Source organism: Streptomyces sp. NPDC058274, assembly GCF_042881375.1.
Taxonomy (GTDB): Bacteria; Actinomycetota; Actinomycetes; order Streptomycetales; family Streptomycetaceae; genus Streptomyces.
Window position 1 is genome coordinate 184,716 of sequence record NZ_JBHVXW010000006.1, and the last position, 26,412, is coordinate 211,127.

General features: G+C 73.0%; 17 protein-coding genes. 9 read left to right on the plus strand and 8 right to left on the minus strand.

Features of this window, described 5'->3' with window-relative positions; all coding sequences use genetic code 11:
- The first annotated feature begins 54 nt into the window (after positions 1-54).
- From ACFVYF_RS15040 to ACFVYF_RS15075, 8 genes are all read left to right on the plus strand, one after another.
- Positions 55-1,662, plus strand: coding sequence for a dynamin family protein (locus ACFVYF_RS15040; protein ID WP_389455634.1), 1,608 nt, complete (start codon positions 55-57; stop codon positions 1,660-1,662).
- Positions 1,663-1,946: 284 nt separating this feature from the next.
- A complete protein-coding gene (locus ACFVYF_RS15045; RefSeq protein ID WP_389455635.1) occupies positions 1,947-3,875 on the plus strand; it encodes a GTPase in 1,929 nt (642 codons plus the stop codon).
- A gap of 368 nt (positions 3,876-4,243) precedes the next feature.
- Complete coding sequence (locus ACFVYF_RS15050) at positions 4,244-4,714, plus strand: single-stranded DNA-binding protein (protein ID WP_389455636.1); 471 nt, start codon at positions 4,244-4,246, stop codon at positions 4,712-4,714.
- Positions 4,715-5,044: 330 nt separating this feature from the next.
- Complete coding sequence (locus tag ACFVYF_RS15055) at positions 5,045-6,385, plus strand: Cys-Gln thioester bond-forming surface protein (protein WP_389455637.1); 1,341 nt, start codon at positions 5,045-5,047, stop codon at positions 6,383-6,385.
- Positions 6,386-6,769: 384 nt separating this feature from the next.
- Positions 6,770-7,090 (plus strand): hypothetical protein, encoded by a 321-nt coding sequence (locus tag ACFVYF_RS15060; protein WP_389455638.1) that lies wholly within the window; start codon positions 6,770-6,772, stop codon positions 7,088-7,090.
- A 237-nt stretch (positions 7,091-7,327) separates the two neighbouring features.
- Positions 7,328-8,992: an energy-dependent translational throttle protein EttA gene (gene ettA, locus ACFVYF_RS15065; protein ID WP_389455639.1), complete on the plus strand. Its 1,665-nt coding sequence runs from the start codon at positions 7,328-7,330 to the stop codon at positions 8,990-8,992.
- A gap of 2 nt (positions 8,993-8,994) precedes the next feature.
- Positions 8,995-9,405 (plus strand): acyl-CoA thioesterase, encoded by a 411-nt coding sequence (locus tag ACFVYF_RS15070; protein ID WP_389455640.1) that lies wholly within the window; start codon positions 8,995-8,997, stop codon positions 9,403-9,405.
- Positions 9,402-10,091, plus strand: a complete 690-nt coding sequence (locus ACFVYF_RS15075) for a hypothetical protein (RefSeq protein ID WP_389455641.1) — start codon at positions 9,402-9,404, stop codon at positions 10,089-10,091. The genes ACFVYF_RS15070 and ACFVYF_RS15075 overlap by 4 nt, the downstream gene beginning before the upstream one ends.
- A gap of 243 nt (positions 10,092-10,334) precedes the next feature.
- On the opposite strand, the gene ACFVYF_RS15080 is transcribed toward ACFVYF_RS15075, so the two are convergent.
- From ACFVYF_RS15080 to ACFVYF_RS15095, 4 genes are all read right to left on the minus strand, one after another.
- Positions 10,335-11,294 carry an ABC transporter ATP-binding protein gene (locus tag ACFVYF_RS15080; RefSeq protein ID WP_389455642.1) on the minus strand — a complete coding sequence of 320 codons (960 nt, stop codon included), beginning with the start codon at positions 11,292-11,294 and terminating at the stop codon, positions 10,335-10,337.
- 43 nt (positions 11,295-11,337) lie between these two features.
- On the minus strand, positions 11,338-14,130 hold the full coding sequence (locus ACFVYF_RS15085) for an FtsX-like permease family protein (RefSeq protein WP_389455643.1): 2,793 nt from the start codon (positions 14,128-14,130) through the stop codon (positions 11,338-11,340).
- Position 14,131: 1 nt separating this feature from the next.
- Positions 14,132-17,461 (minus strand): FtsX-like permease family protein, encoded by a 3,330-nt coding sequence (locus ACFVYF_RS15090; RefSeq protein ID WP_389455644.1) that lies wholly within the window; start codon positions 17,459-17,461, stop codon positions 14,132-14,134.
- Positions 17,462-17,656: 195 nt separating this feature from the next.
- Complete coding sequence (locus ACFVYF_RS15095; protein WP_389455645.1) at positions 17,657-18,070, minus strand: globin; 414 nt, start codon at positions 18,068-18,070, stop codon at positions 17,657-17,659.
- 285 nt (positions 18,071-18,355) lie between these two features.
- On the opposite strand from ACFVYF_RS15095, the gene ACFVYF_RS15100 reads away from it, so the two are divergent.
- Positions 18,356-19,336, plus strand: a complete 981-nt coding sequence (locus ACFVYF_RS15100) for a methyltransferase domain-containing protein (RefSeq protein WP_389455646.1) — start codon at positions 18,356-18,358, stop codon at positions 19,334-19,336.
- A 189-nt stretch (positions 19,337-19,525) separates the two neighbouring features.
- Here ACFVYF_RS15100 and ACFVYF_RS15105 read toward each other — a convergent pair whose 3' ends face one another.
- From ACFVYF_RS15105 to ACFVYF_RS15120, 4 genes are all read right to left on the minus strand, one after another.
- Positions 19,526-20,914 carry an FHA domain-containing protein gene (locus ACFVYF_RS15105; protein ID WP_389455647.1) on the minus strand — a complete coding sequence of 463 codons (1,389 nt, stop codon included), beginning with the start codon at positions 20,912-20,914 and terminating at the stop codon, positions 19,526-19,528.
- A gap of 73 nt (positions 20,915-20,987) precedes the next feature.
- Positions 20,988-22,331 carry a VWA domain-containing protein gene (locus tag ACFVYF_RS15110; RefSeq protein WP_389455648.1) on the minus strand — a complete coding sequence of 448 codons (1,344 nt, stop codon included), beginning with the start codon at positions 22,329-22,331 and terminating at the stop codon, positions 20,988-20,990.
- Between the two features lie 114 nt (positions 22,332-22,445).
- Positions 22,446-23,924, minus strand: a complete 1,479-nt coding sequence (locus ACFVYF_RS15115) for a PP2C family serine/threonine-protein phosphatase (protein ID WP_389455649.1) — start codon at positions 23,922-23,924, stop codon at positions 22,446-22,448.
- On the minus strand, positions 23,925-26,408 hold the full coding sequence (locus ACFVYF_RS15120; RefSeq protein WP_389455814.1) for a tetratricopeptide repeat protein: 2,484 nt from the start codon (positions 26,406-26,408) through the stop codon (positions 23,925-23,927). It lies immediately after the preceding gene.
- Positions 26,409-26,412: the final 4 nt, after the last annotated feature.

The following is a 26,412-nucleotide window of genomic DNA, read 5'->3' on the forward strand; positions in this document are numbered from 1 at the left end:
CGCAGGCATGCCCATATGCTTCAGAAAGCCTCCAAAATTGGGCATTCTTCGCATGTGGTGACCTTGGACGTACGGCCTCAGCTGCTCGACGCACTTTCCGCCCTGCGCGACCGTGTCGCCGCCGCACGCTTCCCGCTGCCCCTGGCTGGGGCTCCACGCGCGCGTGCCAACCGCGACGAACTCCTCGCGCAGCTCGACGACTATCTGGTGCCCCGATTGCGGGAGCCCGAAGCGCCGTTGCTCGCCGTGGTGGGAGGATCCACCGGGGCCGGGAAGTCGACCCTGGTCAACTCCCTTGTGGGGAGCCGGGTCAGCGAGGCGGGGGTGCTGCGCCCGACGACGCGCACCCCGGTGCTCGTCTGCCATCCGGAGGACCATCACTGGTTCAGCGGAATGCGGGTGCTGCCCGACCTCACGCGCGTGTGGGTGCCCCATCAGGAACCCGGGGACGATATTCACGCCTTGGTCGAGCGGGGTGAACGGGTGCTCCGCATCGAGACCGCCGACACCCTCCCGCCGGGGCTCGCCCTTCTCGACGCGCCCGACATCGACTCACTGGTGGCCGACAATCGCGTACTCGCCGCCGAACTGATCTGCGCCGCCGACATCTGGATCATGGTCACTACGGCCGCCCGGTACGCCGACGCCGTGCCGTGGCATCTGCTGCGTACGGCCAAGGAGCACCGGGCCACCCTGGTCACCGTGCTCGACCGGGTGCCCCACCAGGTCGTGTCCGAGGTCTCCCGCCAGTACGGCGCCCTGCTGGCGAAGGCCGGCCTCGGTGACGTGCCGCGCTTCACGGTGCCCGAGCTGCCCGAGTCGGCGTGGGGCGGAGGGCTTCTTCCGGCCACCGCCGTCGCACCGCTGCGCACCTGGCTCCTGCACCACGTGCAGGACCCCGGAGCCCGCCACCAGGCGATGGCCAGGACCGCCCACGGAGTCCTCGACTCGCTGAAGTCCCGGATGCCCGAGCTGGCCAGCGCGGCCGCCGCGCAGTACGCCGCCGCGCTGCGGCTCACCGCCGCCGTGGACGGGGCGTACGACAGCGAGTACGCGCGCGTGCGGGGCCGTTTGCAGGCCGGGGCCGTGCTCTCCGGGGACGCGCTGAAGCGCTGGCGCGCCTATCCGCTCGACTGCAGCGCCGGGGAACTGCTCGACGCGCTCGTCGAGAGCCTCGGCGCGCTGCTGTTGTGCGCCGTCACGGCCGCCGACGAGCGCATCGACGAGGCCTGGCGGCGGGAACCGGCCGCGGGCGCCCCGGGGCTGACGGACCGTGATCCCACGCTGGAGAGTGCCGAACACCGCATCGGGATGGCGGTACGGCGCTGGCGGCGGGTCCTGGAGGAGTACGCCGAGGAGGAGGTGCGCGACCTCGACAAGAGCGTCGCGCCGGACGCCGAGGTGGTGGCCGCGCTGGTCGCCACCACGCTCCTGGGCGGCCGCCGGGCGCGGTCCGCAGGGGAGGGACTCGCCGAGCGGATCGGCGCGCACGGTGCCCTGCGGCTGCGGGACCGGGGCGGACGGTTGCTCACCGACTACCTCGACAAGGCGCTGCACACCGAGCGCGAGCGCCGTCTCGCCCCCCTCGACGCCCTCGACGTACACCCCGAGCCGCAAGCCGAACTCATCGCCGCGCTGTCCGTACTGCAGAAGGAGAGGTGACCGCGGTGACTGCCGTCACTGATCACAGGGACCACGCCGACGCCGACCGCCCCGGAGACGAACTCTCCGACGACGGCGCTTCCGGAAACGGCACTTCCGAAAACGTCCTCCCCGTAGAGCCGCGTTCCGAGAACGTGCCCTCCAGGGAGGGCGGCGACGGTGGGCTCGCCGGGAGGGAGCGCGAGGGCTCCTCCGAGGGCGAACTGTCTGAGGATGCGCCTGCGTCCGCTCCTGCGCCCGCTGGTGTAATTTCTGGCGCCGTCCCGCTGGGCGTCCGCGTGCGCGTGGAGCGCGATGAGGGGCCCGCGCGCGAGGAGTCGGGGCACGCACGCGTGCAGGACGTCAGGGCTCGTGCTTCCAGTGCCGCAGGCAGGACCGACAGGGACGACCAGAGCGGCCGGGACGACGGCGAAGGCCAAAGGGGCCGGGCCGTCGCCGCCGACAGCGGGGACAAGGGAAGCGGCAGGGCCGCCAAGGAGCGCGAAGATCACGAAGAAGCGGCCGCCCGTACGGAGTCCGACGCGGCCTGGGACGACGGCCTGATCGCACGGCGCGTGTCCGAGACGGCGGCCGGGCAGGAGGCGCCCGTCGTGGAGCCCAGGCCCGTGGTGCAGGCGCAGCCGGCCCCGCTCGCGTACGACGGGCCCCTGCGGTCACGGCTCGACGCACTGCGCGAGCTGGTGGGCCTCTCCCGTACCCGGCTCGACAGTAGGACGCTCTCCGAGGCGGGCCGGGTCCTCGACGAGGCGGCGGCCCGGCGCAGGCTCTCCGGGCAGCACACCGTGGTCGCCATCGCCGGGGCCACCGGCAGCGGCAAGTCCCAGCTCTTCAACGCGCTCGCCGGGGTGGCCATTTCGGAGACGGGAGTGCGCCGGCCGACCACCGCGGCCCCGATCGCGTGCAGTTGGAGCGACGGCGCCGCCACGCTCATCGACCGGCTCGGCATCCCGGGGCGGCTGCGCCGTCGTCCGCTGCAGAGCCCGGAGGCGGAGTCGCAGCTGCGCGGGCTGGTCCTGGTCGACCTGCCCGACCACGACTCGGCGGCCGTCCAGCACCGCGAACAGGTCGACCGCATCCTGGCGCTCGTCGACGCGGTCATCTGGGTCGTCGACCCCGAGAAGTACGCCGACGCCGTCATCCACGAGCGCTATCTGCGGCCGATGGCAGGGCACGCGGAGGTCACCTTCGTAGTCCTCAATCAGGTGGACCGTCTCCCCGGAGAGGCCGCCGACCAGGTGCTCGACGATCTGCGCCGGCTGCTCGACGAGGACGGGATGGCCCTGGGCGAGTACGGCGAGCCGGGCGCCACCGTGATGGCACTGTCCGCGCTCACCGGCGACGGCGTGAGCGATCTGCGGGAGGCGCTCGGACAGTTCGTGGCCGAGCGCGGCGCCGCGGCACGCCGGATCTCAGCCGACCTCGACGCGGCGGCGGCCCGGCTGTGGCCCGTCTACGCGACCGGGCGGCGCGCCGGGCTGAGCGAGGACGCGCGCGACGAGTTCGCCGACCGGCTCGCGGACGCGGTCGGTGCCACCGCGGCGGGCGACGCGGCCGAACGCGCCTGGCTGCGCAACGCGAACCGCGCGTGCGGCACGCCCTGGCTGCGGCTGTGGCGGTGGTACCAGGACCGGCGCGAACCCCCGACCGGACGGCTTTCCGTACGGGCGCCGGCGGACGAGGAGGCCACCGCACGGCAGCGCGTCGAGCAGGCGGTGCGTACGGTCGCCGACCGCGCGGCCTATGGGCTGCCCGCGCCCTGGGCACAGGCCGTGCGCGAGGCGGCCGCACGCGGTTCGCAGGGGCTGCCGGAGGCGCTCGACGAGTTGGCAGTACGTGCCGGAGGGCCTCCGGGGAGGCCGCCCCGGCCCGGCTGGTGGCCCGTCGCCGTGCTCGCGCAGGCCTCCATGACGGTCCTGCAAGTGCTCGGCGGACTGTGGCTGTTGGCACAGATCATCGGGTTCATGGCGCCCAACCTGGGGGTGCCGGTGCTGCTGATGGTGGCGGGCATCGTGGGCGGTCCGGTCGTCGAGTGGAGCAGCAAACTGGCGGCCCGCGGGCCGGCCCGCCGATTCGGCCTCGAAGCGGAACGTCGACTGCGGGAGGCGGCCGCCGGGTGCGGCCGGGCCCGGGTGCTCGATCCGGTGGCGGCGGAGCTGCTGCGGTACCGCGAGGTGCGGGAGCAGTACGGGAGGGTTGTGGGGACTCGGGCTTAGGCGTGGGCGGTCGGCGGTCGGCGGTCGGCGGACGGCGGAGGGCGGTCGGCGGTCGGCGGGACCGGCAGACGGGCAGACGGGCAGACGGGCAGACGGGCAGACGGTGCCGGCGGGGCCGCGAGGGCGGTGCCGGCGGGGGCACCGGGGCGGTGAGGGAGACCCCCGGAACGCGGAGCCCCTCGTTCGGGTGACGGTGTTGTCCACAATCTGTTGGCGGTCCACAGCGCTCAGCGGGCTCGGCCCGGCGGAGGCAGTCTGATCACGCGGCGATCGCAGGAACGCGACCGCCGTGACAGACGCAGCCGTACGGGACGGGCCCGTACGCGTATCCGCCCGGCGCGGAAGCCGGGGTGAGGGAGGGGTCGGGGATGAACGAGACCATGGTCTGCGCGGTGGGGAACGTGGCGACACAGCCGGTCTACCGCGAGTTGGCCTCGGGGCCGTCGGCGCGGTTCCGGCTCGCGGTGACGTCGCGGTACTGGGACCGCGAGAAGAACACATGGACGGACGGGCACACCAACTTCTTCACGGTGTGGGCGAACCGGTCGCTCGCGACGAACGTGGGCGCGTCCCTGTCGGTGGGCGATCCGGTCATCGTGCAGGGCAGGTTGAAGGTGCGCAGCGAGACGCGCGAGGGACAGAGCTGGACGTCGGCGGACATCGACGCGGTGGCGGTCGGCCACGATCTGTCGCGGGGTACGTCGGCGTTCCGGCGGCCCTCCAAGGAGGGGGAGCCGGTGGCCGTCGAAGGACGGCCCGAGCCCACCTGGGAGACGGATCCGCAGAGTCGGGCCGGGGCCGCGGCGGCACAGCATCCGGAGCCCGCCGCGGTGGCGTGATGTCAGCTCCTGTGGCGAGCTGACCGAAGTACGGCTTATCGGCGAATGCGTTCCGAACGGTCCCCATGGATTTGTCGATAAGCCCAGCTCACAGGCTGTTCTCAGGCATAACGATTCCGATTCGGATCGGTTATCGGATGACATGACCGGGGAGTGAGGTGCGCCGTCTCCCTAGGATGCCGGGCATAGCTCACGGGGCTGCTGATTCTGCTGGTGGGACCGTACCCCCACGTCAACGGGTCCTGCTCGAAGGGGAATTCTGTGTTTTCTTCGTTCTCTGCGTCGACTGCGCGCACGCGAGGGGCCGCCCGCCTCGCCGCCGCGACGTTGATGTCCGGGCTCGTCGTCGCCGGTGCGATCGCCGTCGCGGGCCCGGCCGTCGCCGACGAGACGCCGCAGAGCCAGGGCGGTGCGACCGCGACCATAGGCGGCCTGAAGACGTACGGCGCCGCGGTGATACACGACGACGGCGGTGACCAGCAGGTGTCCGCGGGGCTGTTCGAGATGTCCGTCGACGACGGCGGCATGCTGCAGACCTACTGCATCGACATCCACAACCCGACGCAGAAGGACGCCAAGTACCAGGAGACCCCCTGGAGCGGCACGTCGTTGAACGGCAATGCCGACGCGGGCAAGATCCGCTGGATCCTGCAGAACTCGTATCCGCAGGTGAACGATCTCGCGGCGCTGGCCCAGAAGGCGGGGGTGAGCGGTCTCACCGAGCAGGACGCGGCGGCCGGCACGCAGGTGGCCATCTGGCGTTACTCGGACGGTGTCGACGTGGACGCCGTGAATCCGCAGGCGGAGAAGCTCGCGGACTATCTGCAGAGGAGCGCGCGGAACCTGCCCGAGCCACGGGCCTCGCTGACCCTCGACCCGCCTGCGGTCTCCGGTCACGCCGGCGAAAAGCTGGGTCCGGTGACGGTGCACACGAATGCGGACAGCGTCACGGTGACGCCGCCGACGGACGTCGCCGCGGACGGGGTGAAGGTCGTCGACAAGAACGGCGAGCCGGTCACCTCCGCTGCCGACGGCAGCCGGGTGTACTTCGACGTCCCGGAGGGTGCGGAGGACGGATCTGCCGCGCTGACGGTGCAGGCGTCCACCACGGTCCCGGTCGGCCGTGCCTTCGCCTCCGAGACCCGGAGCCAGACGCAGATACTCGCCGGGTCCAGTGAATCCACGGTCTCCGCCTCGGCGACCGCGAACTGGGCGAAGCAGGGTGCGATACCCGCCCTGTCCGCCGTGAAGAACTGCGCCAAGACCGGTGTGGACATCACGGCGGCCAACCAGGGCGACGAGGCGTTCACCTTCCACCTGATGGGGGCCGAGTACACCATCGAGGCCGGCACCTCGCGGACGGTGACGATCCCGCTCCAGGAGGATCAGGCGTACGACTTCACGATCAAGGGGCCGAACGGCTTCGAGAAGCGGTTCAAGGGAGTGCTCGACTGCGAGACCAAGGGCAGCGCCGGCGGCGACGCGACCCAGACGCTCAGCGAGCCGAGCCCGGCGACGGTCGGCGGTACGACCACCAATGGCACCGACCTCGCCGAGACCGGCGGTTCCAGTGCCACGCCCATGATCGCGGGGATGGCCATCGCCCTGGTCCTGATCGGTGGCGCCGTGATCACCCTCCTCGGCCGCAAGAAGGCCCCGACGCAGGACTGAGAAACACGGCACCTTGACAACTCAACAGTGAGTGACCGCGAGGTGGCTCCCTGAGCACAGCGGCCCCGGCCCGCCCCTACGGCGACCGGGGCCGCGGGCTTTCCCCGGGCTCTCGCCTCCTTGGCCCGGATTCCTCACTCCAGCTACGGGGACAGGCCGCCCGGGCTCCACCGGGACAGACCGCCCCGGGGCGGAACAGGTGACGCCCAAGGAGTTGAACGCGTTCAAAACAAGTGGGAGCATGGTGGCCGGACGGTTTCGGGAGGGGCGATGGAGAGCGGGTCAGTGGTGTCGGAGGCGATGTCAAGGGGGAGAGCTCCGGTCGGGCTCATCGGGGCGACCGTGTTGTGGGCGACGGTGATCGCCGTCAGTCCGTGGCTCCCAGTGGCCCTGGGCATCGCCGATCTGGCCGGCGTGGCCCTCATGCTGAGCATGCTGGCCTGCGGCTTTGTGCCCTCTTTGGTGCTGGGGGCGGCCCTCGGGCGCGCTCGCTTCTGCTGGGCGCTGGCGGTGTGCGCGGCGCTGGGCCCGGCCATCTGGATCTTCGACATCACCGTTCTCGGAGACCCAACCGTCCACGACGATCCCGCGACCGGCATCGTCTTCATGGGGCTGCTTGCCTTCTGGATCGTCGACGCCCCTCTACTGATGGGTGCGATGGCCGGCCGAGGCTGCCCGTCGGCCACTCGCGGGCCGGCTGGGTAGTCGGCGAGTTCAGGTCATCGGCTCGGCCTCTCGGTCCGCCCCTGGGCCGTGCGGGACCGGCAACCGGCGATCCATCGCCCTCGACCGCGACAGTCAGTGACGGTTCAACTACGAGGCCGGGCAGGGAACGTCCAGGTCACGGACCCCCAACCGAACTGGTTTCCCCCGAGGGGTGGCCGTCAGGCAAGATGGGGTGTATCTGCCCACTGCCGATTTCAAGCGTCCGGACGGTTTCTCTTGGCTGAGTTCATTTACACCATGCGCAAGACGCGCAAGGCGCACGGCGACAAGGTGATTCTCGACGACGTCACCCTGAGCTTCCTGCCCGGAGCGAAGATCGGTGTGGTCGGGCCGAACGGTGCCGGTAAGTCCACCGTTCTCAAGATCATGGCGGGCCTCGAGCAGCCGTCCAACGGTGACGCGTTCCTCTCGCCCGGCTACTCCGTCGGCATGCTCCTCCAGGAGCCGCCGCTGGACGAGTCCAAGACCGTCCTGGAGAACGTGCAGGACGGCGCCGCCGAGATCATGGGCAAGCTCAAGCGCTTCAACGAGGTCGCCGAGCTGATGGGGACCGACTACTCGGAAGCGCTCATGGAGGAGATGGGCAAGCTCCAGGACGACCTGGACCACGCCAACGCGTGGGACCTCGACGCCCAGTTGGAGCAGGCCATGGACGCGCTGGGCTGCCCGCCCGGCGACTGGGCCGTCACCAACCTCTCCGGTGGTGAGCGCCGCCGCGTCGCGCTGTGCAAGCTGCTCCTCGAGGCGCCCGACCTGCTGCTCCTCGACGAGCCCACCAACCACCTGGACGCCGAGTCCGTGCAGTGGCTGGAGCAGCACCTCGCGAAGTACCCCGGCACCGTCGTCGCCGTGACCCACGACCGGTACTTCCTCGACAACGTCGCCGGCTGGATCCTGGAGCTCGACCGTGGCCGCGCCATCGGCTACGAGGGCAACTACTCCACGTACCTGGAGGCCAAGCAGAGCCGCCTCAAGGTCGAGGGCCAGAAGGACGCCAAGCGCGCCAAGCGGCTCAAGGAAGAGCTCGAGTGGGTCCGCTCCAACGCCAAGGGCCGGCAGGCCAAGTCCAAGGCGCGGCTGTCCCGCTACGAGGAGATGGCCGCCGAGGCCGACAAGATGCGGAAGCTGGACTTCGAGGAGATCCAGATCCCGCCGGGCCCGCGTCTGGGCTCCATCGTGGTGGAGATCAACAACCTCTCCAAGGCCTTCGGTGACAAGGTCCTCATCGACGATCTGTCGTTCACGCTGCCGCGGAACGGGATCGTCGGAGTCATCGGACCCAACGGCGCCGGCAAGACGACCCTGTTCAAGATGATCCAGGGTCTGGAGACGCCGGACTCCGGCACGATCAAGGTCGGCGACACGGTCAAGATCTCCTACGTCGACCAGAGCCGCGAGAACATCGACCCGAAGAAGTCGCTGTGGGCCGTGGTGTCGGACGAGCTGGACTACATCAATGTGGGCCAGGTCGAGATGCCGTCGCGTGCCTATGTCTCCGCCTTCGGCTTCAAGGGCCCCGACCAGCAGAAGGCGGCCGGCGTCCTCTCCGGCGGTGAGCGCAACCGGCTGAACCTGGCGCTGACCCTCAAGCAGGGCGGCAACCTGCTGCTCCTCGACGAGCCGACCAACGACCTCGACGTGGAGACGCTCTCCTCCCTGGAGAACGCGCTGCTCGAGTTCCCCGGTGCGGCCGTGGTCGTCTCCCACGACCGGTGGTTCCTGGACCGAGTGGCGACGCACATCCTCGCGTACGAGGGCGACTCCAAGTGGTTCTGGTTCGAGGGCAACTTCGAGTCGTACGAGAAGAACAAGGTCGAGCGGCTCGGAGCGGACGCGGCGCGCCCGCACCGTGCCACCTACAAGAAGCTGACCCGGGGCTGATCTTGCGGCACATCTACCGCTGCCCGCTGCGCTGGGCGGACATGGACGCGTACGGCCACGTCAACAACGCGATCTTCCTCCGTTACCTGGAGGAAGCCCGTATCGACTTCCTGACCCGCCCGGACAAGGATTTCAAGCAGGGGTCAGTGGTGGCGCGCCACGAGATCGACTACAAGCAGCAGCTGGTCCACCGGCGCGAGCCGGTGGACATCGAGCTGTGGGTCACGGAGATAAAGGCGGCGTCCTTCACGATCACCTACGAGGTCAAGGACGCGGACGTGCTCTATGTCCGGGCCGCGACGGTGGTCGTGCCGTTCGACTTCGAGGCGCAGCGGCCGCGTCGTATCACCGCTGAGGAGCGGGAGTTCCTCATGGAGTACCGGGACGACAAGGGTGGGGCCGTCGCCGCATGACGGTCCTGCACCTCGCGGACGAGGGAGAGGCGGCGGACCTCGCCGCCTTTCTCGGCCGGCTGATCCACTACGACCGCGCGGCCGCCGTGCGCCTCCAGGCGTCCGGGTCCACGCTCGCGGTCTTCGGGCGGCCGCCGTCGTTCGAGGTTCTCGCGATCCGTACGGCACGGCTCGTGAAGCCCTACGAGGACGGGCTCGAAGCCACGCTCGACGTGACGGTGTCCGCCGGTGAGCTCCTGGAGTCGCTGGACGAGGCGGCGGCCACGGCCTCCGTTCCCGCCGCGGTCACCGGGCCGCCGTGGGCCGGGTTGCTTCCGCCCCGCAGTGGCTGGCAGCGCGAGCCGGGTCTGCCGCCGCTGGACGCCGTACGGACGATGGTTGCCACGGCGGTGAACGAATTCCGGTCGCGTACGCAGGAGTTGCCGGCCGAGCGGCGTACGCGTGCCGAACTCGACCGGATCGGGCGGGAGATCTGGTCCCGGCCCGTCGGGGACAGCGGTCTGCCGGTGCGGGCCGCGCATGCCGCGCAGGCGCTCGGTTTCCTGCGTCCCGCGCGCGCGGCGACGCCGGACGAAGAGGCGCTGGGCCTGTACTCGTCGGGTGCATGGCTCAGGCTGCGGACGCCCTACGGGTCGACAGCCGTGCGCAGGACGGGACTTGGGGCACTGGACGTCAGCGTGCGCTGACCCTGTGAGGGGCGCTTTCGCGACGTCAGCCTGCGCTCACCTCGGGCGAGTGAGGGGCGCTTTCGCGAGGTCCGCCTGCGCTCACCCCGGCGAGCGGGCGTGTCACGAGGTCCGCCTGCGCTCACCCGGATGAGCGGGGTGCCGCGAGGTGAGCGTGCCCGGCCTCACGGGGGGTGACTGTCGTGTGCGCCGGCCCCGAGGGCGGGGCTGTCGCGGGGCAGGGGAGTGCCGACCGCGCGAGGGCTATCGCGGCCGTTCGCTGTCGTCCGGCCAGACGCCGATGTGGTCGCTCTCCAGTTCCAGGGCGACGCGGTCGCGCATGCCGAGGGCCTCGGTGTACTCGGCGGGGAGCTGGAGGCGGCCGGCCCGGTCGAGCATGGCGTACTCGCGGGCGACCACCGCTTCCTGTCCGGTGGCCGCGTCGATCTCGGTGCGGCGCAGGACCTCCGTGGAGGTACGGCCGTCGCGGATGGCGACCGTGCGACGGACCTCGCCGGCGACGGCCTGGTCGTGGGTGACGATGACGATGGTGGTGCCGAGCCGTTCGTTCGCGGTGCGGAAAGCGGCGAAGATCTGCTCGGCGGTGTGGGAGTCGAGTTCGCCGGTGGGTTCGTCGGCGAGGAGGACGGCGGGGTCGTTGGCGAGGGCCACGGCGATCGCGACGCGCTGCTGCTGACCGCCGGACATCTGGTGCGGACGGCGGTCGCGGCAGCCGGCGACGTCGAGCAACGTGAGCAGTTCCAGGGCCCGTTCGGCCTGGAGGCGGCGTTTGCGGCGGCCGGTGAGCTGCATCGGCAGGGCGACGTTCTGGGCGGCTGTCAGATAGGGGAGGAGATTGCGGGAGGTCTGCTGCCAGACGAAGCCGACGACGTCGCGGCGGTAGCGCAGGCGGTCCTTCGCGTTCATCGCCAGCAGATCGTGGTCCGCGACCCGGGCGGCACCCGCGGTGGGGACGTCCAGGCCCGCCAGGATGTTCATCAGCGTCGACTTGCCGCTGCCGGACGCGCCCACGAGAGCCATCAACTCGCCCTCGCGCACCAGGAGATCGAGCCCCTGGAGGGCCTGCACCTCCACCCCGTCCGCGGAGAAGATGCGGACCAGCCGGTCGCAGGTGATCAGGGCGTCGTGGCCGTAGGCGGGCCGGTCCCGGCGGGCGGCGGCGCGGTCGGCCAGGTCGGCGAAAGTGGGGCCGGTCGTCGTCATCGGCTGTCTCCTGCGGTCGTCGTGGGGCCGCCTGCCATGGTGCTCATCGTGCGTCTCCCGCCCTCAGTTCGGTGATCGACCCGCGCCTGCCCGACCACCACGCCTGCCCCGCCGCGACGCCCGTCGCGAGGAGGAGGACGGACACCGCGGGAAGCAGCAGGGAGAGGGCGTCCGTGCGCAAGGGGGCGCTGCCCCCCGCGGAGTCGGCGGATGCGGCGAGTGCGAGGGTCGTCAGGTCGATGCCGGGGGACAGCAGCCGGATCGCGGCCCAGCCCGTGAGCACACCGCCGGCCGCGGCGAGCAGTGCCTGGGGCAGCGCCTCCAGGACGAGCAGACGGCGGCCCTGGCTCCGGGTGAGGCCCATGGTGCGCAACCGGGCGAGGAGCGCGGCGCGTTCGGGGGCGGCGCGGACGAGGGCCAGCAGCAGGGCGAGTACGGCGTATCCGGCGCCGGCCGCCACCGCCGCCGCGTAGATGCGTTCGGCACCGGACTGGAGCGGTGAGTCGACGTACCGCGCGCGTGCCTCCGCCCGCAGTTGTACGTCGACGGTGGCGCCGGCGGCCTTGCGCAGGGCGGGCCCGTCCAGGTGGTCGCCAGTCACCAGCAGCGCGGTGGGCCGGCCGGCCGCGGCGCCGAGGCCGGCCCGGTCGACGACGAGGAAGTCGGTCCCGGAGACGGCCGGGGTCAGCTCCCGGACCAGGTCGATGCGGACGGTGACGTGACTGCCGTCCTCCAGGAGTACGGGGAAGGGACGGGTGCCGTAGCGCTCGGCGACGGCGGGGGAGGCGACGGCGGGGAGGGCGTCGCCGGTGGCCCGCGCCCCGCTCGGTCGCAGCAACTCCCGTGCGGGGAAGGCGCCGATCCCAGTTCGTCGCGCGAGCCTCGCGTAGGCCTCCGGGCTCACCCCGGCCACGGGGACGGTCTCCGCGCCGTCCTGCGGTTTCGCCAGGTACGCGATGCTCACCGACGTCACCTCCTGGACGCCGGACGACCGGCGGACCTGCTCCGTCAGCCCGCCGGGCAGGGGACGGGTCGCTTCGAGGCGGGCGTCCGCGCCCGTGGCGAGGACGGCGGCGTGGTCGCGCGCGGCCCCCACACCGGCGAGGACGGAACCGCCGAAGGCGGCCGTGGTCAGGGCGGTGAGCAGGGCGAGCAGCGGAAGCGCCGTGGAGGCGGAGGTGCGGCCCGCGCGGGCCAGGGACAGATGGCCGACCGCACCGCGCAGCCGCCCGGCCGGGCGTGCCAGCCGGCGCAGCGGCAGCGGGTAGAGCCGCACCAGTACGAGGGCGGCGATGACACCCAGCAACACAGGTGCCAGTGCGATGAGTTGGTCACCCGACGGGCCGGAGGACGCGGAGGTTCCCGAGGCGTCCGCCACGCCCGCGCCTCCCGACGTGCCCCGCCGCCGCAGCGCGATCACGGCGCCCGACGCCAGGACCAGCAAGGTGAGTTCGGCCACCGTCCGGCGTCGAGACGGGCGGCCGGAGGCCAGGTCGGCACGGGCCGCGTGGACGCGTACGGCTCGGTGTTCGATCACGGCCCGCACCGGCAGTACGGCGCAGGCGAGGAGGGTGACCGCGACGGCGGCTGTCACCGCGTACGACCGTCTGCCCTCCGGGACGGCCAGCAGCGCGCCCGCGAGGCCCAGCGCGCCGGCGGGGACCGCGACGATCGCCGTCTCGGCGAGCAGGCGTCCCGCGACGCCGGGCAGCGAGCCGCCACGGGCGCGCAGCAGGGTGAGTTCGGTGCGGCGGCGGTCGGCCGCGAGGCCGCCGGCCATCAGCAGGACGACGACGGCGACGCTGCCCGTGCCGAACGCGGCGACGGCCACGAGCGGCCCGACGCCGTCGCGGAGCCGGGTGTACGCAGACAGGACGTCGTCGAGGTCGGTGCTCACGTCCAGCTCCGGGTCGGTGAGCTGCCGTGCCTTGCGCAGCCCAGGGCCGGACTCCAGCGCGGCGATCGAGGACTCCAGGGCGGGCAGGGAGTGCGCGGCGAGGGAGCCGGACTGGGGGGCGAGCAGCCAGTAGCGCCAAGGGTTTCCGGCCGTGCCGAGCATGGCCGGGGCCGCGTCCGGGGCCAGCAGCAGGGCACCCAGCCAGTACTTGTCGCCGTCGCCGCCCTGGGAGGGCAGGCTGATCAGGGAGGGCTCGCGCAGCAGCGGCTGGGCCGACCAGTACGCGCCCCCGGGGTCCTTCGGAGTGACGATGCCGGTGATGCGCACGGCCAGGGGAGCGCGCTCCACACCCGGTACGTGGATCACCGAACCCACCTTGATCCGCAGGCTTTCGGCCGTCTCGGCGGTGACGGCGGCCTCCACCGACGAGGTCGCCGCGGTCACGGTGCCGTGGGTGCGGGGGAGGCGTCCCGTGCGGAGGCGTGCATGGTCGGCGAGACCGTTCTGGGCGGCGAGCGAGACACGGGCGGGCAGTCCGCTCGGCCTCGGCAGCCAGCGGTCCGGCACCGGCTGCGCGGTGGAGGTGCGGACGCCGTACGAGGACTGCCCGGGGTCGGCGGCCAGGGGCCGCTCGACGACGGTCAGCAGCCGGGCGTACTGCTCCCGCAGGGTGGCCGCGCGCAGGGACTGCTCCCGCTGCTTCTGCGGGACGGTGATGCCGGGCTGCGGTGCGAAGAGCTGCACCGCGGTGCGCCGGGCGGTGGCTTCGTCGACGGCCCGGCGCAGACCCGCGTCCTCGTAGCGGTCGACCGCACGCGGGAAGGCGGCCGCCAGACAGGCGGTCAGCGCCACCAGCAGGGCGAGGGCGCAGGCGGCTCCGGGGGCGGCGCGCAGGCGGGTGCGGGTCCAGGGGGCGACAGGAGGGACGCGTACGGCCATGTCAGTCTCCTCCTTGCCGGCGGAGCGAGGCTGCCGGGTCCGGGCGGTGCAGGGCCAGGAACACCGTGACGGCCAGCGGGGTGACGGCCACGGCGGCCAGCAGGACGGCGATGTGCGGGAGGGGGAGTTCGACCAGGACGTCCGGGACCGGCCGAGTGGCCTGTGAGGTCAGCACGATCAGGGGGATCACGGCGCGCGCGAGGAGCGCTCCCAGGGCTACGCCCACCAGCAGGGCGAGGGTCACCAGTACGCCCTGTTCGGCGGCGATCAGCCGGGCCAGCTGGCGGCGCGGCGCACCCAGCGCCCGCAGCAGCGCGAACTCGTCGCCGCGCTCCCGCAGCGAGCCCGCCGTGCTCACCGCGAAGCCGACGGCGGCCAGCCCCGCCGCGACGACGGCCGCCGCGGCGAACGCCGCCTGCGGGCCCACCCCGAACGGGTCGTCGCGCAGCCGGTTCGCGATCTCGTCACGGACGACGACCTGGGACGGCTCGGTGTCGGGGCGTTCCCGCAGCGCGGCGGCGACCCGCGCGGTGTCGCCCGGCGCGGTCCGCAGCCACCATTCCGTGGGCGGGGCGCTCGCGCCGTACCGCGCCTGGAGCACGCGGTTCACTGCGGGCAGATCGACCAGGAGCGCGCCGCCGTCGCCCGACGCGTTCCCGGCGGCGGGCGGGGCCGTGGTCGGCAGCGCCCGCACGCTGTCCACGATCCGCACCGACACGGCCGAGCCGTCGAACGGGACGTCCACCCGGTCCCCGGTGTGCGCGCCCGCCGACTTCAGGAAGCGGTCGGTGGCCACGCCGGTCACCTCGGTCGCCGTGGGTGCGGAGGCGTCGGAGGCGGCCTGGAGCCGGACCGTCAACGAGGCGGCCAGCCAGGGCTGTTCGTGCGGGACGTAACCGGTGCCGTAGCGGACGGTGAGGGACTGGCCGGACGCCTTGGTCACGCGTGGGGTCGTGGGGCGGGACGAGGTGTCGGGGGACGCGGACGTGCTGTTGGTGGTGGACCGCACCTTCCAGGCGGTGGGCAGACGGACCGTGCGGTCCGTCCCGTCGGCGCCGGTGGCGGTCAACTCCTCGATGGTGAACCGATGTTGCTCGGCCCGGTCGACGGGCTGCGCCAGGTCGAGCTGCAGTCCGCTGAAGGTCAGCGGTTCGGCCGCGCGGCCGGTCGGGGCGTCGGCGGCCCGGGCGAGGTCCAGCGTGAGGGTGTGCGGGCGTCCGTCGGCGGGGAGTTGGCCGGCGGGGATCTGATACGGAATTCCGTAGGCGTCCAGCAGGGTGACCGCCACCTCCGGCGCCGTGTCCTGGCCGCCGCCGCGGATCCGGAGGGTGAGGCGCAGGCGCGTGGTGTTCTTCGGGAGCGGTGCGCCCGCGGCCGGCCCCTTCGGCGCCAGCCCCGCGAGCAGCGGCCCGACCGGTCTGTCGGCCAAGTCCGCCCGCAGCAGCACCCCGTCGGCCGCCTGAGCCGTGTCCAGGGCGAGCACCGTCGCCGTCCTGTCCCCGGACAGCGGCAGGGTCGTACGGGCGGCAGGGGCCACCTCGCGGACGTGCGGGACGGTCGCGTAGACGCCGGAGCGGCCGAGGCCGCCCTCGCCGTTCGCGAGGACCCGGATCGGCGCACCCGCCTGGAAGTCCGCCTGGTCGTCCTGCGAGCGGTCCCAGGACGCGCCCTGGCCGATCGCCAGCATGCCCAGGGCGACGGCGAGCACCAGGAGGAGTACGGGACCGGCGCCGCGCATCGGGCGGCGGCTGAACTGCCAGCCCGCGAGGGCGGCGGGCAGACCACGGCCGCGCGCCGCACGGCGTTCGGCGAGCCGGGCCACCGGCGGCAGGAGCCGCAGCGTCAGCACGGTCCCCGCGAGCAGGGCCAGCGCCGGCGCCGAGACGAGCAGCGGATCGATGCCAAGGGTGCCGGAGCGGTCGCCGCTGACGGCACCCGAGGTCTGCCGGTTCAACTGCCAGTACGCGACGGCGGCGACGACCAGCAGGCCGACGTCGGCGCCCGCGCGCACGGGAGCGGGCAGGGCACGGGCCCGCGCCGTCTCGAAGGAGGGGGGCGCCAGAGCCGGGATCGTCACCGCCAGCGCGCACCCCAGCGCCACCGCCGACGCGACCAGCCACACGCCCGCGCCTCCGCCGGAGGTGTCCGGGTGCAGCCCGATCCGGGACAGCGCGCCCTGCCCGGCCAGCAGCCGGGTCAGCGGGCCGGCGAGCAGCGGTGCGCCGGCTGCGGCGGGCACCGCGAGGAGCAGCGCCTCCAGGGCCGCCAGTCCGGCCACCTGCCGGCGCGAGCCGCCGCGTGCTCGCAACAGCCGGTTCTCGCCGGCCCGTTCGGCGCTGAGCAGCCGCGCGACGAGCAGCAGCGCGTACCCCGCGAGCAGGGCGAGCTGGAGCGCGACGATGAGCAGCGTCGAACGGGAGACCAGGAGTGAGCGTTCGACGCGGTCCAGGACGTCGGGGAGTGCTGTCGTCACGGCCGTGGTCCCGCGCAGCGCCGGGTCCTCGCGCAGCGCGGCGGTGCCCCCGCGCGCCGAGTCCCGCAGCGCCCCGATGCGTCCGGTCGTCACCGTCGAGAAGTCGGCGGACGCCAGCCAGCCGGACTCGCCCGCGCTGACCCGGCCGCCGCCGTCGGAGCCGCTCAGGACCGCGGGGTCGGTGAGCAGCGGACCGTACGTCGTGAAGTCGACCTTGCTGATGCCGCGGCCGCGCAGGTCGTCCAACTGCCAGTAGGCGGCGGTGACTTGAGCGGGACGGTACAGGCCGGTGATCCGGATTTGCACCTGCGGGCCGCCGAGCCGGTCGACGAGGGTGAGACGGGCGCCGGGCTTCAGGCCCAGCAGGCCCGCGGCGGTCTCGGGCAGGGCAACCTCGACGACCGGCCCGGCCGGCCGCCTCGGGAGCCGCCCGTCGGTGACCCGTACCTGCGAGGGTTCCAGGGCCGCGAAGTGCGTCAGATCCGGGTCGCCGGAGCGCGCGGCGGGCGCCTGGAGGGAGCGGGGGAGTGCGTACGGGCCCGAGCGGACGAGGGTCCGCAGGGTCACCGGCAGTCCGTCGAAGGTCTCCCGGGCCCCGTCGCGTACGGCGTCGTCGGCGGCCGCGCGCTGGGCCGGGGGTACGTCGGCCTTGACCACCAGGGTCGTCGCCGCGGCGTTCTCGCCCCCGCGGAGCGAGTGGCGCAGCGCCGCGTCGCCGATCGCGCCCGAGTACGCGGTGAGGGTCGCCAGGACCGCCGTGGTCAACAGGATCGTGAGCAGCGCGGCGGCGAGCAGCAGGCGGTGTGCTCGCGCCCGCAGTAGGACGAACCCCGTCACCCGGCCCCCAACGATCCCCATGTCCGGATGATGTTGTCAGAGGCCATGGACCCGGGGTAAGCGCTTGTGGACCGAGCTTGACTGGATCGTGACCGGATTCCGGCACAGCGTGCCCGGAATGCGCGCGTCAGGCGTCGTAAACGGACAGATCCCCAGGGTCGGCGACCGGCAGTGACGTAGAGCTGCCGGCTCTCCGGAGACCGGCGCCGGCCGGCGTCAGCCCTCCGTGTTCACCATCGAAGCCGCGGCGTACGTCAGGTAGTTCCACAGCGTGTGCTCGTGCTCCTCGGAGAGGCCGAGCTCCTCGACGGCGACGCGCATGTGCTTCAGCCAGGCGTCGTGCGCGGCCCGGTCCACCGCGAAGGGGGCGTGGCGCATCCGCAGCCGGGGGTGGCCGCGGTTGTCGCTGTACGTCGTCGGGCCGCCCCAGTACTGGATCAGGAACAGCGTGAAGCGCTCCTCGGCGGGCCCCAGGTCCTCCTCGGGATACATCGGCCGCAGCAGGGGGTCCTCAGCGACACCCTCGTAGAAACGGTGCACCAGACGGCGGAAGGTCTCCTCGCCACCGACCTGCTCGTAGAAGGTCTGCTCCTGAAGCGTGCCGCGCCGGATCTCATTCACGTGGTCCATGGTCTCAGACCCGGTGGCGGAGGACTCAAGGCTTAGGACCACTCACTTTTGGTCAGGACCACTCGCCGCGGAGGGGCGGGGTCCGGCCGGTCCCGTGGGCACTGGCTGAGGGGCGGGGTCCGCCCGGTCCCGTGGGCACTGGCTGAGGGGCGGGGGCCGGCCGGTCCCGTGGGCACTGGCTGAGGGGGGGTAGGGCCGGTTCCGTAGGCGCTGACTGAGGGACGGATTCCGGATCGGCCGGGTCCGGCGCTCGCCTCCCGGCCCGGCGCGCAGCACAGTGGAGGCATGGGTGCGCACGCTCTCGACCACGACCTGGACGACCTCGCCGCCTCGGCGCGGGCGGCGCTGGTGCGCGAGATCGACGCGAGCGGGGCCTGGGACGCCGACCCGCTGTGGCGGTCGGCGTTCGAGACGGTCCCGCGTCACCTCTTCGTGCCGTACTACTACGTGGGCGTCATGGCCGGCCACGAGCGGAGGTGGGGAGAGGATCCCGACCCGCACCGGCGGGAGGCCTGGCTGCGCGGTGCGTACGCCGACGTCCCGCTGGCCACCCGGATGCGGGACGGGGAGCTGGTCTCCTCAAGCAGCCAGCCCTCGCTGATGGCGAAGATGCTGACCGAACTGGAGGTACGGGACGGGGACGCGGTCCTGGAGATCGGCGCCGGCACCGGATACAACGCGGCCCTGCTCGGCCACCGCCTCGGCGACGACCGGGTCACCACCGTCGATCTCGACCCGGAGATCACCGAGTCCGCCCGTCGCCATCTGGCCACGGCCGGCCACCGCCCCGTCGTCGTCACCGGCGACGGCGCCCGCGGAGTCCCCGAGCGCGCGCCCTTCGACCGGATCATCGCGACCTGCACGCTGACCTCGATCCCGCGCCCCTGGCTCGCGCAGTGCAGCCCGGGCGCCCGGATCCTCGCCCCGCTGGCCACCGGCCTGATCGTCCTGCGGGTGCGCGACACCGGGTACGCCGAAGGGCACTTCCTGCACACACCGGCCTTCTTCGTGCCGCTGCGTGGCAACACCCCGTCCGAACCGGAGCCGCCGCGGCTGGGCGGGCTGCCGCACTGGGCCAGGACCGACGACCTGTTCCGGTTCCTGACGATCCTGACGGCGGGCAGCCTCGACCCGTACGACGCGTACGCCCTGTGGGAGCGCGAGCACCAGCCGGTGCGCGAGCGGTACGGAGTAACGGTCAGCGGCGCGGACGCCTGGGCGTGGCTGGACGACCCCCAGGGGCCGTACGCCTGGCCGCTGCCGTGATCCCCGTATCCGTACGGGGCTCAGTCCCGGCGATGGTGATCCCCGTATCCGTACGGGGACCAGTCCCCGGCGGACGGTGACCCCCGCATCGGTACGGGGGCTCAGTCCCCGGCGGACGGCGAGCCCCGCATCGGTACGGGGGCTCAGTCCCCGGCGAATGGTGATCCCCCGTACGCGTACGGGAGGAGCTCAGCCCCGGCGGATGGTGATCGTCGTCCAGGCTCCGACGTGCACCCGGTCCCCGTCCTGAAGCGGTACGGGCACGAACGGCTGGATGGGCTCCTCGCCGCCGTTGACCGTGGTCCCGTTGGTGGAGTTCTGGTCGACGACTGCCCAGCTGCCGTCGGGCTGCTGGACCAGGACCGCGTGCTGGTGCGAGACGCCCGGGTCCTCCGGCGGCACCGACAGATCGATGTCGGGGGTGTCGCCGGTGGAGTGGCGGCGCCGGCCGATGGTCATCTGGTTGCCGGTGAGCGGGCGCTGCTGCTCGGGCGAGTACGCGGGCAGGTTCAGACCCGCGGCCTCCGGTCCCGAGCGCTGCATCATCGCCATGAAGTACGCGCGGTCGGGGCCGATCGTCGCGGTCCAGGTCAGCGGCTGCTGCTGATAGCCGGGGCCCGGGCCGGGCGGGGCCTGGGTGGCGGCGGCCTGCGGATAGCCGTAGCCACCCTGCTGTGCCTGTGCCTGTGCCTGTGCCTGTGGCTGGCCCTGACCCTGGTGCCGGCCCTGCTGACCGGGACCGCCGGGACCGCCGGGGCCACCGCTCGACGGCGGGGGGATCACCCAGTCGTCCTCGCCGAAGGCCGGACCGCCCCGCTGCGGCGCCTGCGGTTCCTGCCGCTCGCCGGGGAACACGGGCGGAGCCGGCGGCCCCGCCTGCTGGAACGCCTGCGGAACACCGGGACCACCCGGGCCACCGGGACCACCCGCATGACCGGGCGTCGGCCCGGGCGGCGGCGGGACCGGCCGCGAGGGGTCGCCGCCGAAGGCTGATGGACCGGGGCGCGACGGATCGCCGCCGAAGCCGGCGGGACCGGGCGGGCCGGAGGGGCCCGAGGGGTCCTGGCCGTACGGCGGGATCGGCTCGGCGGGCCGGTTCACCTGCGAGGGCCGGGAGCTCTGGTAGTCGTACGAGTCACCGCCGCCGAAGGACGGCCCGGGCGCCTGCGGGAACCGCTGTGCCTGGCCCGGACCGCCGGGACCCGGACCGCCGGGACCGGGTGCTCCTGGGCCGGGGGCTCCCGGACCGGGCGCCGGCGGACGCGGGGCCGCCGGGGTGTACGAGGTCGCGGTGTTGGTCAGGAAGTTCCACCGGCACTCCTCGCAGAACGGCGCGCCGCCCTCGCGGGGGGTGCGGCACTGCGGGCAGAGCTGCGGCTCGGGGCCGGGCCCGGCCGAGAGGTGCTGCTGGCGGCCGCCCGCACCGGGCGGCGGCGGGGGCGAGCCCGGCGGCGGGTAGCCGTAACCGGCGGGGGGCGGCGGTGGAGGGGGCGGGGGCACGGCACCGGCCATGCGGTGACCGCAGACCTCGCACCAGTCGTCGGAACCCGACTGGTGTCCGTTCGGGCAGGTCGGCATGTCGGCGCTTCCCCCTCTCCTTTTCCGGCCGTTGTGACCGGGTTTCTCCGGAATCCCTGGGGACCCGGGCTCGCTACTTCTTTACACGAACAGTCTTTGTGGACCGTGTCTCGAGGGTCATTTCGTCGGCTTCCTCGACCCTTGCCTTCAATCGCACAGTACCTGCCGCGGCATCGACCACGTCCACCACCTTCGCAAGCAGTTTCGCCGTATCGGCATTCCCCGACGCGCTGGCGAGCTGAACGGCACGGCCCAGTTTGGCTGTTGCCCCGTCGACATCTCCCACTTTGCGTGCATCGAGACCCTGTTGGATGACTTGTGCCAGTTCCGCCTGACCCGTGTAGTGCGCGACCTGAGGGTTGATCGACGTCGACGCCACCATGTCCTCGGTCCACACGGCCCGTACGAGACCCTGCGCGCCGAGGTTCTGCACGCTTCCGTCGCTCTGCGGGATCACCAGGGAGACCCGGGCGGCGAGCATCTCCTGGCCGACGTCGGCCGAGGGGACCTCCACGCACACGTGGTAGTCACGGGACTCGTCGCCCCAGGAACCGGTGGGATAGTCGCCGGCGCGCGGGCCCGCCTCGGTGCGGCGCCCGGTCAACTCCTCGACCGTGGGGGCCACTTGCTTGACGAACTTGATCTCCGTGCCGACCGGCGTCCACAGCCGCAGCGCGACGTCCGCGACCTCCTTGCCCATCGCCGTCTCCATCATCTGCGTGAAGTCGGCGGACAGAGCGGCCGGGTCGGCGACGATGTCGGCGGTGCCGAGCAGCGCGGAGGCGATCCCCGTGACCTCCTTGACCTCCCAGTCCGTACCGACACCGCGCGCGTCACAGGTGAAGCGGCCCGCGCAGGAGTCCAGGGCGGACTTCAGGTCCTCCGGTGACTCGTGCTCGTTGCGGCCGTCGGTGAGCAGGATGCCGTGCCGTATCGAGACGTCGGCCGAGGACAGCAGGCGGTCGGCGAGCCGCAGCCAGGTACCGATCGCGGTGCCGCCGCCGGCGCTCAGCCTGCGCAGGGCCTGCTTGGCCTGCTCGCGGGTCTCCGGCCCGGCCACCGCGAGCCGCCCGCCCGCCGGGTAGATCTCCTTGGCGACATGCGTGCCGCCGATCACCGCGAAGTGCACACCGTCCCGGACGGCGTCGATCGCGGCGGCCGTCGCCTCCCGCGCGCCGCGCATCTTGGCCGACGGATAGTCCATCGAGCCCGAACAGTCGACCATGATGGCCACGGCCGCGTCCGGGGCCTGGCCCGCGGTGTACAGCGGGGCGGCGACGGCGCTTCCGACGGTGCCGCCACCGGTCGCGCTCACCGTGACGATCGCGTTCACCTCGCGGCCGCCCTCGGGCAGGTACTCGTTCTGGTACACATCCACCGAGAACTGCGGCACATTCGACTTCGAGAAATTGGCCATGCCTTCTCTGCTCCCCCTAGCGTCCCGCGCCGCCCGGGTGTCCCACGGCGGGCGGAATGACGACGATGTGCGGACCGGTCCCCTCCGGTCCGCGGCCGTTCCCGTACTGCGGCCTCAGGCCGATCCTGCCCCCTGCGGCGGGGCGGGGAACGGCAGGACGGCCACTGTTACGTTGTCGTGGCCCCCGCCGTCCAGCGCGTGGCCGACCAGCACCTGGGCGCTGTGCAGCGGCCGTTCGGCGGCGTCGAGGGGTACGACCTCGGCCATGTCCTCGGCCGCCTCCGCGTAGTTCCACAGCCCGTCGGTGCACACCACCACCACACCCGGCCGGTCCGGCTTGAAGGAAGCGGTGTGCGGCTCCAGTTCGTAGGCGTCCGCGCCGAGCCAGCCGGTGATCGCGTGGGCGCGCTCGTCGGCGTACGCCTCCGCCTCGTTCATCAGGCCCGCAGCGACCATCTGCGCGGCCCACGAGTCGTCCTCGGTCAGCCGGGCCGGGGGCGAACTCCGGTCGACCGGGATCCAGTAGGCCCGGCTGTCGCCGACCCAGCCGACGACCAGCAGGCTGGTGGTGATGACGGCGCCGACGAAGGTGCAGGCGGGCGCGTTCTGGTGCGGGCTGTGCTCGCGGGCCGAACCGGGCTCCTCGGCGAGGGCGTTGACCGCGTTCGACGCCGCGACGATCGCCTCGTGCATGGCCTGCTGCGGGTGGGTGCCGAGCGGGAGGGTCTCCAGCAGGGCCTCACCACCGGCGCGGGACGCGGCGAGGGACGCCTCGTCGGGGCGGGTCGCCGAGGACACGCCGTCGCAGACGATCGCGACGACAGCGGGCGAGCCGTCGGGCAGTGCGGTCGAGGAGACGGCGAACGCGTCCTCGTTGCGATGGTGGCGCAGACCCCGGTCGCTGACCGCGGCGACCGCGGCGAGCTCCTGCTCCATGTGGTCCCGCTCGCGCGGCTGGGCATGGCCGCAGTTCTCGCAGTAGCCGTCCCGGTCGACCTGGCCCGCGCGGCAGGCCACGCAGAGCTTGGTGCCGGTGGGCGGTGTCGGGAGATCGGCGGTACGCGGATCGGCGGGCGCATCGTCCGGCGGAGCCAGCGGGTACTCCTCCGGCTCCGAGGGCCTGTCGAACCGGACGCCGGAGGACTCGTTGGGGGACTGGCCGGGGGCCTCCGGGGCGGGGGCGGAGGTGGCAGTGGCCGCGGGTCCCCCTGGGGCGGCCGGTGCGCCCGGGGCAGCTGGTACGCCGGGGGCAGCCGGGGCAGCCGGGGCAGCTGGTACGCCCGGGGCACCCGGAGCGTGCGGCAGTGCCGACCCGCCCGAGTCCGTGCCCGGGAGGTCCGTCGGCAGATGCAGCGGCGCGGGCTGGTAGGAGCTGTCCCGCTCGGGGGCGACGGGCCAGTCCACCGAGGCGGCATCCCCGGGGGGCCGCGGCGCCGCGCCGTTCATGGTGATCGTCGGGGTGTCCTGCGGCGGCGCGGGCACCACCGACAGGTCGAACCCGCAGGCACCGCAGAAACGGTCGCCCGACTCCAGTGGCTCCGCGCAACTGGGGCACTTCGAAAGAGCCGTCGGCTGGGGCATCTGGGACATCACTTACACCCACGTCCGGGGGCGGTAACGATTGGCACGTTCCACCAGGTCGATCCTCTCCTCGCCGCCCCGCGCGAGCCGGGCCAGCGTGCGGTACGAACGCTCCAGGCCGAAGCGGAGGCCGCGCTCGTCCAGCTCGCTGCCGAGCAGCGCACGTCCACCGCCCACGACCGGAGCGGAACCCTGGCTACCGGAGAGTACCCAGTCCAGCGCGCAGCCAAGGACCTCTGTGGACAACTGCTCGCGTCGGACCGCGTCGAGGCCGTATCCGTCGAGCGCCTCGACCTGTCCCGCCGCGGCGGTCAGGTCGTCCAGGAAGGGCGGCGCCGCGGCCTCCTCGGCCATGCGGTGCCGCAGCCGCGCCCGGACGGCCGCGACCCGCGCCGCGGTGTAGTGGATCGACGACTCGGGCACCGACTCCAGCGTCCGTACGGCGCCGCGCCGGTCGCCCGCGGCCAGCTGCACCCGGGCCAGGCCGAACGCCGCACTGACATAGCTGGGGTCGGTCGTCCACACCAGGCGGTAGTACTCGGCCGCGTTGTCCAGCTGTCCCAGCACCTCCGCGCACACGCCGAGCGCCAGCTTGGGCGCGGGCTCACCGGGGAACGCGTCGTAGATCGCGTCGAAGGACAGCGCCGCGGCCTCGTGGTCGCCGGTGACCAGCGCGGCCGTGCCCCGGTACCAGACCACCCGCCAGTCGTCCGGCCGCTGTTCCTCCAGCCTGCTCAGGGCGTCGAGCGCGGTGTACGCGTCGCCGTTCTCCAGCCAGGCCCGGATCTGCCGCAGTCTGGTCTCCACCGACTCGCTGGGCGCGGCCGCCAGCGCGGTCACCAACTCGGCGGGCGCGGACGCCAACAGCCCGGCAAGGAAGCCGGCGTTCGGGTCGCTCGGGTCGACCCTGGGCACGGGCAGCGCCAGGGCGGTGGCCGCGGTGTTCAGCGGCTTGACCAGGGTGGCCGCCGGGGCCGGCGGCCGAGGCAGCGGGCCGCCGTTCGTCCCGGCCGGCAGCCGGGGGGCGCCCCTGCCGGAGCGTACGGGCACAGCCCGCGCCCCGAGCCGCGACACGTCCCCGTCCAGCCGGCCGAACAACTCCGTGTCCGTGACCTTCAGTTCGGGCCCGAAGAGGGTGGACAGGGACGGGCGGGCGCGGCCCGTCTGCAGCGAGACCACCTCGCGCAGCACGCCGGTCAGCTGCTCGGCCATCTCCTGTGCGGAGGCGAACCGGCGGGCCGGGTCCGGGTCGGTGGCCCGCACCAGCAGCCGGTAGAAGGACTCGTACTGGCGGAAGACCTCGATGGTGCCGGGGTCGGGCAGGGAGTCCACGAAGACGTTCGTATAGCCCTGGAAGTCGAAGGCGAGGACGGCGAGGGTGCGCGCGACCGTGTACAGGTCGGAGGCGACCGACGGGCCGACCTCGGCGACCTCCGGCGCCTGATAGCCCACCGTGCCGTAGATGGCCGACTCGTCGTCGTCCATCCTGCGCACCGCGCCCATGTCGATCAGCTTGAGCTGGTCCTCGGTCTGGATCGCGTTGTCGACCTTGAAGTCGCAGTACAGGAGGTTGCGGCTGTGCAGATGGCCGAGGGCCTCAAGGGCCTCGATGCCGTACGCGCACGCCTGCTCGACCGGCAGCGGATCCCGCTTCCCGGCTGCCGTACGACGCCCGTTGGCGATCTCCTTGAGGGACTTGCCGCCGACGTACTCCATGACGATGTAACCGTCGAGGGAGCCGGTGCGCTGGTCGAGGTGCTCGACGAAGTTGTAGATGCGGACGATGTTCGCGTGCTCGATCTCGGCGAGGAACCGCCGCTCGGAGATCGCCGCCTCCATCGCGTCCTGGTCGCCCGTGTCGAGGAGGCCCTTGAGGACCACCCAGCGGTCGGAGACCGCGCGGTCGACGGCGAGATAGACCCAGCCGAGGCCGCCGTGCGCGAGACAGCCCACGACCTCGTACTGGCCGTGCACGACGTCGGCCGTGTGCAGCTTCGGCACGAACGAGTACGGGTGGCCGCACTTGGTGCAGAAGCCCTCCGTGCGCCCCGGCCGCTCACCGCGCGAACGGCCCACCGGAGCACCGCAGTCGGAGCGCGAGCAGAACCGCTTGCGCTCGGGCACCTCCGGGTTCTCCAGCACCATCCGCCGCGGGTCCGGGCGCGGCACACCCGGCACCTGCACCAGGCCGACGCCGAGACGGCCGCGGCTGGAGGAGCTCGCCGCCGTGCCCGAGCTGCGCACGGACACCGACCGCGAGGACGAGCCGCCCGAGAGCGAGCGCGACAGCCGGCCCGACACCGAACGCCGGGACTGCGAGGACCGTGACGAGGCCCGGGAGCTCGCGCGTGAACTGCCGCGCACACTGCTGCTGCTGGAGCCGCGCGAGCCCCTGCCGCCGGCCGTGATCCCGGTCGGCGGCGACCCCACCATGCCGTTCGACGAGACGACCGGGGCCAGACCGCAGGTGTCGCAGTACAGCTCGCCGCCGCCCATGTCC